Genomic DNA, 8,431 nt, shown 5'->3' with positions numbered 1-8,431 from the left:
GGCTATCTCAATGAAGAAGAGAAGACGAAGGCTGCCTTTATCAACCATAGATTCGGGTATCTGTACAAAACAGGTGATTATGGTGTAATGCGTGCGGAAGGATATGTAGACTTCCTTGGAAGAAAAGATAGTCAGGTAAAGATACGTGGGCATCGTGTCGAACTAGGAGAAATAGAACACTGTATCCATCATTTGCCCAAAATTCGCCAGTCCGTAGTCGCCGATTATAGTGATTCCCATGGAGAGAAGCAGCTGTGTGGGTACATTGTTGCCGATGAGACAATTGAATCGACAGAAATAAAAAGAGAGTTAGCGAAATATCTACCTGATTATATGGTCCCGGCACAATTCATACAGGTAGATGAGATTCCACTATCTGCAAATGGTAAAGTAGATCGTAAATTATTGCCGAATCCAGAAAAGTGTATTGAAGAAAGTAAGATGATAAGGGATTATGAGGCACCAAAGACCCAGACGGAGAAATTGGTAGTAGAGGCATTTGAATATGTACTTGGTATGGAAAGAGTAAGCGTAAACGACAATTTCTTTGATTTGGGTGGGGACTCCATCAAGGCTATCCATATTCTAAACAAGATAAGAGAAGCTGGATACGATATCTCCATGCGAAATCTTTTGATGGAGAGAACACCAAAGCTAATAGCCATGAATTTATCCACAAAAAAAGAAATTATACCTGCGGAGCAAGGAGAAATAAGTGGTGAAATTTCACTGACACCAATTCAAAACTACTTCTTCGCACAAAATATGATGGATCCTGAACATTTTAATGTATGCCAAGTGTTTAAGGTTCGTGAAAAGCTAAATGCCCTGGCACTACAAAAAGCTTTATCTGCGTTAGTGCAGCATCATGATATGTTGAGAGCTACGTACAAAGATAAGAAACAGGTTATAGGGAAAGTAGAAGATAAGAAATGGTACGGCTTTACAACAATAGCATGTGAATCTGAAGAGATTCAGGAAAAAATTAAGTCAACGAAAGTAAAGATGGATTTGGCGGAAGGACCATTATTGCAGGCTGTTGTATTTAGTACGCCGGAGCAAGATTATATGATGTTGCTAGCTCATCATATGATAATGGATGTGATTTCCTGGCGAATTTTAAGTGAGGATCTGGAGAAGGGCTACTCTCAAGCTTTGAATCAGAAAGAGATAACATTACCAGCTAAAACCGTTTCCTTTAAAGTATGGAGCGAAGGATTAGCTCATTACAGCCAGAGTGAAAAGTTAAAGAGAAGGGTAGCTTACTGGTCAGAAATAGAAAATAAATTGGTTGATGGTAAGTTAAAAGAAGATAGCACTGACCATGAATTCGAACCAAAGACAGTCGTGGCATGTCTTAATGCCACGATCACAGAAAAGTTATTAAAAGAAAGTGCACATGCTTATAATACAGAGATTAATGACTTGCTTGTAGCAGCACTAGGACGTGCGGTAAACAAAGTAACAGGTCAGAGAACGCTTGCTATACAGATGGAAGGACATGGTCGTGAAGAAACAGTAGGGTCTTTTGATTTAGGTAGGACAATAGGATGGTTCACTAGTATATATCCCGTAGTTTTAGAAGAGTTAGGCACTAATATTGCTCAGGATATTCGAAATACGAAAGAGAACCTACGACGTGTGCCAGCACATGGAATTGATTATGGCCTCTTAAAGAATGCAGACATGGTTAATTCAGAAGAATTGGATGTGGAAGTGGCACCAGATATATCATTTAATTATCTTGGAGAACTAGGAACAAAGAAAGAATCTGGCAATCCATATTTTGAGTTTTCACAACTGGGTTATGGACAGGATACAGATCCTCGCAATCAATTTGGACCATCCATTAACGTCATAGGTCATGTGCAAAAAGGTAGTTTATCTATGACAGTAACCTGCAACAGCAGTCGTTATTTAGCTGAGAGAATTGAGCAAATAGGAAAAGCATATGAAGAAGAACTGATTGCGGTCGCAGAACATTGCTCCCATGCACAGAAGAGTGAGTCAACCGCAAGTGATTTTGGTGAGAACGTATGGAAAGATAGCGAATTTTGTTATGTACAGGAAGCTGCCAAAATCCGCGGCGAAGAAATTCAACGTATCTATCCATTGGCTCCTGTGCAAGAGGGAATGCTCTATGAGAAGCTTTTGGATGAATCCTCTACGAAGTATGTTGTTCAGCAGACGTTGCGATTGGCAGAAGTAGATGTAGAGAAGATGCACAAAGCTTTTGAATATCTAGCCACACAGCATGATATTTTACGTACAAAGATCTGTTATCGGGGAGTAAGTGTACCAAGACAAGTTGTATTGAAAGAAAGAATGCCGGAATTTAATTATATGGAAGTAGATAATGAATCTGATTATCTTGATTTAAAGGAACAAGATGTAAAACGAGGATTTGATTTGGAAGAAGATACACTACTTCGTATGAATTTGATAAAAATAAAGAACAGTGGTTATCGGTTGATCATGACGAACCATCATATTATTTTAGATGGTTGGTGTTTGCCAATTTTGCGTAAAGAATTATTTAATGCGTATATGGCAACAGATGAAGAACAATTAAAACTACCTAATCAGGCTGCTTCTAATAAAATTGGGAGCTATGAAAAGTTTGTACATTATATCAATGAAAAAGATAAAGAGCCGAGCCTTAAATATTGGGAAGACCTTCTTCAAGGATATGAGACAAGGGCTGATATTCTTCCTTTAGGTCGTCCAGATGAAACAGATGAAGAGAGTCAGAGTCAAGAGTTTAAGTTAAGCATAGAGGTAACTGAACAAGCAGAAGCGATATGTGCCCAATATGATGTAACATTGAACACGCTAGTAGAAGCTTGTTGGGGTGTTTTATTGGAAAGATACAACTCAACCAATGATGTCGTTTTTGGAAAAGTTGTATCTGGTAGAAATGCAGAGATTGAAGGAATTGAAGAAATCGTTGGTTTATTTATCAATACCATACCCGTACGTATATCGACAACAAACGAAGACACATTCGCCGATTTGTTGAAATCATTACAGAGCCAGGCAATTGCTGCAAATGAACACGATTTTCTTCCCTTAGCAGAAATACAGAATCGTACTCTATTAGGAAGAAATTTAATTGGAACCTTATTCTTCTTTGAGGGCTATCAAGGAACAAGTATAAATATTGATGGCAAATTAAATGTGGAATCTGAATATTACCGCGAACAAATCGGGTATGACTTGGGAATGACAGCATTTAAGAGTGATCGTATTCATTTTAGAATTCTATTCAGTACAAAGGTATATAACAAGGAAGAAATAAACATTATTGGTTCCCATTTGCAAAGACTTATGGAACAAGCCATTGCAGCGCCACAGACCAAATTAAACGAATTAGGCATGACCAATGAAGCGGAAGAAATGAAAGCATTAGTACAGTTTAACGCAACGGATATCGACTATCCAAGAGACAAGACAATTGTACAGCTATTTGAAGAACAAGTAGCAAGAACACCCCATCATACAGCTGTTGTATTCGGGAATGAGAAATTGACATACGCTGAACTAAATGCTCGTGCCAATCAGCTTGCATTAAAGTTACGACGGGAATACCATGTCCGGCCTGATGATTTTGTTGCGATTATAGCAGAAAGAAGCTTAGAGCTGGTGGTCGGATTATATGCCATTCTGAAGTCGGGTGCAGCATATGTACCAATTGACCCATTTTATCCAGAAGAACGCACTGCGTATATCTTGGAGGATAGCCAGCCGAAAGCGGTTTTAATTGGTCAAGGAAAGTATAATATTTCTCCTGAAAAGGTTGTTGACTTGTATAGTGCAAGCCATKATGAGGAAGGTACAGAGAATCCAGAACATGTAAATACCCCTCATGATCTTATTTACTTGGTGTATACATCGGGTACAACAGGAAAACCAAAAGGGGTTATGGTAGAGCATCAGCATATAGTCAATCAGCAGATGTGGACACAAAGAGAATATCCATTGCACGAGGGAGAATCCCTTTTAATGAAGACCACTTGTGCATTTGATGTTTTTGCCTGGGAAGTATTTTGGTGGATGCTAGCAGGTGGTAAACTTGTTATTTTGCAACAAGGAGAAGAAAGTCAAAGTGATAAGATCATCAAGGTAATTCAGGATTATCAAGTAAATGCAATCCAGTTCGTTCCTTCAATGTTCAATATGTTTTTAGAAGAATTAGATATGAGCAAAGAGGAAATCAATACTCTACGTTATATCATTAATATTGGTGAGAAACTGAATGCAGAAAGTGTGAGACATTATAATCAATTAAGGGAAAAAGGACAAGTAAGAGCAGAACTACTGAATCTCTATGGTCCAGCAGAAACTACAGTTAATTCCAGTGGATATCATTGTCCAGCAGGCTTAGATGTAGACAAAGTATTAATTGGTAAGCCTATTAGTAATACACAAATTTATATATTATCAAATGAAAAAATAGCTGGAATAGGTGTACCAGGGGAATTATGTATTGCAGGAGAAAGTGTGTCGCGTGGCTACTTAAATCGTGAAGAATTGACAGCACAGAAATTTATTAAAAATCCTTTTGGTTCAGGAATGATGTATAAAACAGGTGATCTGGCACGGTGGATGCCGGATGGAAATATTGAGTACCTTGGCCGTATTGATGATCAGGTTAAGATAAGAGGTTTCAGAATCGAACCAGGAGAAGTTGAAAGTGCTTTGATGGAACTCGAAGGAGTTAGTGGAGCAGCCGTTGCACTACGCCAAGACAAGCAAGGAGAAAAATATCTGTGTGCTTATGTAGTCGTTCATACGGAAGTAGAAGAAATTGACGCAGATAAAATCAAGAGTGAATTACGCAAGAAGTTACCAGACTATATGGTTCCTTTATATATGATTCGAATTGACCAAATTCCATTAAGTCATAATGGAAAGCTGGACAAAGCGGCACTACCAGAACCAGAATACAGGGTTAAGGAATATGCAGCACCAACAAATAGTGAAGAGAAGTTAGTGGTTGAAGCATTTGAGAAAATCCTTGGAATAACAGAAATTAGTGTCCATGATAGCTTTTTTGACTTGGGTGGTCATTCACTGAAAGTTACATTATTGTGTAATGAATTAGAAAAGACAATCGGTATAAAGCTGCAGCTTAGTGAAATATTTGCTTTATCTACACCAAAACGTATTGCAGAAAGAATTGGTAGTTTGCAATATGATAGTTTTTCGGAAATACCGAAAATAGCTAAAGCAGAGTTCTATCCTATGAGTTCTGTTCAAAAGCGACTGTATCTTCTCAATGAGATAGTAGGTCCTAGTATTTCCTATAACATTTCGAATGTCATAAAATATGAAAACACTCTGGATAAAGAGCAGCTACAGAGAGCATTAGATAAACTCTTAGAGAGAGAAGAAGTATTGAGAACCAGCTTCCATCTTATTAATGGGGAGCCAGTTCAAGTGATTCAACCAGATGCGAGAGTAGTAATAGAATACAAAGAAGCAGATACACTAGATATTCAAGATGAATACGATCGTTTTGTTCGCCCATTTGATTTATCCAAAGCACCTTTGATGCGGGTTAAGTTACTACAGGCGCCACAAGCTTCATACTTGATGCTGGATATTCATCATATTGTTTCTGATGGAGAAAGTCTGCCTATTATGATGAACTGGATAAGCGAGTTATATGAAGGAAATACTTTACCAATGCCAAGGGTTCATTATAAGGATTTTTCTGCTTGGCAAATGACTCAGGATATTACGAAGCAGGCGGCATATTGGAAGAACGAGTTCTCGGGCGAAATTCCAATACTCAATTTGAATACAGATTTCCAACGTCCTAAGAAAAAGAGCTTCAATGGTGCCGACGTAAAAACTAAGATTGAAGAACCAGTTTTTATGGAAATAAAAGAATTAGCGAAGAAGCATGGTGCTACGGAATTCATGATTATGTTATCAACCTTTATGCTTCTAATGAGCAAATACAGTCAACAGGAAGAAATAGTAGTTGGAACTCCTGTATCAGGCAGAACCCACGTTGATACACAAGACATGCTGGGGATGTTTGTAAACTCCTTGGCGATCAAAGGAAAAGTGAAACAAGAGGAGAGTTTTGAACAAGTATTGCTTGGAGTAAAAGAAAAATGTCTTCATGCGTACGATAATCAGGACTTTCAATATGAAGACTTGGTTGAGGCAGTAGATGTAAAGAGAGATTTATCAAGAAATCCATTATTTGATGTAATGTTTATGATGCCAGAGAGTGAAATTATGTCTGGTTCAAAGAGCATTATGAGTGGAACATGGGTACCAATGGAAGGAAAAGTAGCTAAGTTTGATCTGAATTTAATGGTAATACACACATCAGAGGGTTATATGGTCAACTTAGAGTATTCTACAGATTTATTTAAACAAGAAACGATAAAGCAAATGGTCGATGATTATGTTTCATTACTTTCGGAAGTTGTAAAGAATCCAGAAGAACGTTTGCAAAAGCTACTTATGAAAGAGGATGTTAAGAAAGAGGAGAAAGATTCGACCCAAGCAGAGCTTGATAATCATGCCAATCTTTTGGCACGGCAAGTTTCAGATTTGATGCAAGCATTGCATCAAAGAGATCAAGCTTATTGGAAGAGCAAAGTAGAGAATTTCCCACATGCGCCACAGTTACCGCTTCTTTTTAACGGGAATGCTGTAAACAACGCGACAGTGAAACGTTTAGAAACGAAAATTTCTGCGAAAGACTGGGCGATTGTGAGAAACAAAGCTTTGGATAACAGAATTGCACCATCTGCGTTATTGTGCACAATATATGCGGAAGTTCTATTTAAATGGAGCAATCAATCCAATATGGCACTTAACTTAAATCTGTTTAGTAATCAGCCTTTTCACCAAGATGGAATGTCTCTGATGAGGGATTTTGTATCAAAATTGTTATTAGATATCGATTTATCATCTCACAGACCATTTTGGGAAAGAACTACTGAGATACAGAAGCGGTTATTTGAAGCGTTAGACCACAGATTTTACAGTGGAGTTGATTTCCTGCGTGATCTGGCTGAAAAACGCGGTCAAGCAGATCAAGCTATAATGCCAATTATATTTACGAGTATGCTTCGTGACGAAGCGGATTCTTTCAATGCCAATATAGGCAGTAGGGGAGAATTGAAATACGGAATAAATCAGCCCCCTGAAGTATTTTTGGACTTTCAAGTTGCGGAAAGCGACGGACAATTAATGATGACTTGGGATTATGTGAAAGATTTGTTTGACGAAGATATGATCAGTGCGATGTTTGAAACGTATCAACTTCGCTTACAGCAAGTCATAGACCATAATCTTTCAACTATGCCGTTGCCTGTAACACAGTCTGAACTACTGCTTGATTACAATCGTACACAAGGAGACTATGAAGGGGATTTACTGCAAAGATTAATAGACCAGCAATGCCAGAAGACGCCAGATGCGATTGCAGTCAAATTAGGACAGGATACATTGACCTATGGCGAGTTGGCGAGAAAATCCAATCAGGTCGCTCGCTATTTAGCAGTGCAAAACTATGCGCACAATTCTTATATTGGCGTTTGGGCAGAGAGACGAATCGAGACCATTGTAAATACGGTGGCTATTTTAAAAGCCGGCCATGCTTATATTCCTGTGAATCCGGAACATCCTGAGGAAAGAATAGAATATATCGTGGAACATAGTGATATCAAGCTCATGATTCATCCGGATTTATATGAAAAAGAGAACCTTTCCACCTATAACGATGGCGCCTTGGAATCGGTAGAAAGCTGCCAGCAGGATAAAGCCTATGCTATCTATACGTCAGGAAGTACGGGACAGCCTAAGGGGGTTGTGATCACCCATGAGGCAGTCGTGAATACACTATTAGATATTAATGAGAGATTCAAAGTAGGCAGCGAAGATAAAATCATTGCCCTATCATCGATGAGCTTTGATTTATCTGTCTATGATATTTTTGGAGCACTCATTAGCGGAGCCCAGTTAGTATTAATTCCAGATCTCTTAGATGTGGCCAGCATTCATCAGATCATGATCGAAGAAGAAATCACGATATGGAATTCGGTTCCGGCAATTATGGATATGTATTTGGAGAATACAAAACAAGATACATTGCAGAGATCTACAGCAGAACGATTACGTATTGTGATGCTAAGTGGAGACTGGATTTCTCTTGGTTTGCCGGAGAAAATCAAAACAAGAATGCCAAAAGCACAAGTCATCGGGTTAGGTGGAGCAACGGAAGGCTCTATATGGTCCATATATTTCCCAATCATAGAAGTGAAGCCAGAGTGGAAAAGTATCCCTTATGGATATCCGTTGAAAAATCAACAAATTTACGTACTGGATGAATGTGGAGAAGAATGTCCAGTAGGCGTTCCAGGAGAACTGCATATTGGTGGAAAAGGAGTCGCCGTAGGCTATC

At 38.6% G+C, this 8,431-nt stretch carries 1 protein-coding gene; it reads left to right on the top strand.

The genetic code is table 11. The annotated features are described in order from the left end of the window. The coding region (locus ACPV3A_RS37235; protein ID WP_426204928.1) for an amino acid adenylation domain-containing protein at positions 1-8,431 on the top strand (8,431 nt) is incomplete at both ends.

Origin of the sequence: Paenibacillus sp. Dod16, assembly GCF_049893405.1 — a bacterium.
Lineage (GTDB): Bacteria > Bacillota > Bacilli > Paenibacillales > Paenibacillaceae > Paenibacillus_AQ.
The sequence above is the reverse complement of the archived record's forward strand: the minus strand, read 5'-3'. Positions and strand labels throughout refer to the sequence as shown.